Origin of the sequence: Halorubrum sp. SS7 (genome assembly GCF_005435055.1) — an archaeon.
Taxonomy (GTDB): Archaea; Halobacteriota; Halobacteria; order Halobacteriales; family Haloferacaceae; genus Halorubrum; species Halorubrum salinarum.
Genome location: NZ_SGXV01000314.1, coordinates 1 through 454, shown reverse-complemented (window position 1 = coordinate 454; position 454 = coordinate 1). Strand labels below are relative to the sequence as shown.

1 pseudogene is annotated in these 454 nt (G+C 70.9%); it reads right to left on the bottom strand.

Annotated elements, in window-relative coordinates:
* Window positions 1–296 (bottom strand): annotated as a pseudogene (locus EXE44_RS18170) (helix-turn-helix transcriptional regulator); the annotation flags it as partial.
* Window positions 297–454 lie beyond the last annotated feature (158 nt).

The following is a 454-nucleotide window of genomic DNA, read 5'->3' as shown; positions in this document are numbered from 1 at the left end:
ATGTCGGTCAACGCCCCCGAGAACGCCGCGCCCACGACCCGCCGACCCGCGGCCGTCAGCTGGTACTCGCCGTCGGCCTTGCGGACGAACTGCGGGGTGAGCTGGTCGAGGTGGTAGTTGAACTGCCCCGAATCGCTGATCCCGGAGGCCTCGCGGAGGTCGGCGAACGAGGCCGACCGCTCGCCGGTCCCGGTCGTCAGGTCCCACAGCGCTCGCAGGACGGCGAAGCGCGTCTCGCTGGCGACCAGACTGAACGCCTCGTTGGGGTCGACGGATCGGCCGCTCCCCTCGCTCATAGCCGCTCATTCGCGTCGGTTCCTATCAGCGTTTGGGGATCACGGGGTCGCGATACCGGTATCCACGGAGTCTCTCCCCGGGTCCGGCGGCGAGCCGTGCGCGGGCGAGGCCGGCCGGGTCAGTCGTCGCCGTCGACGTCGAGCGAGCGCTTCTCGCC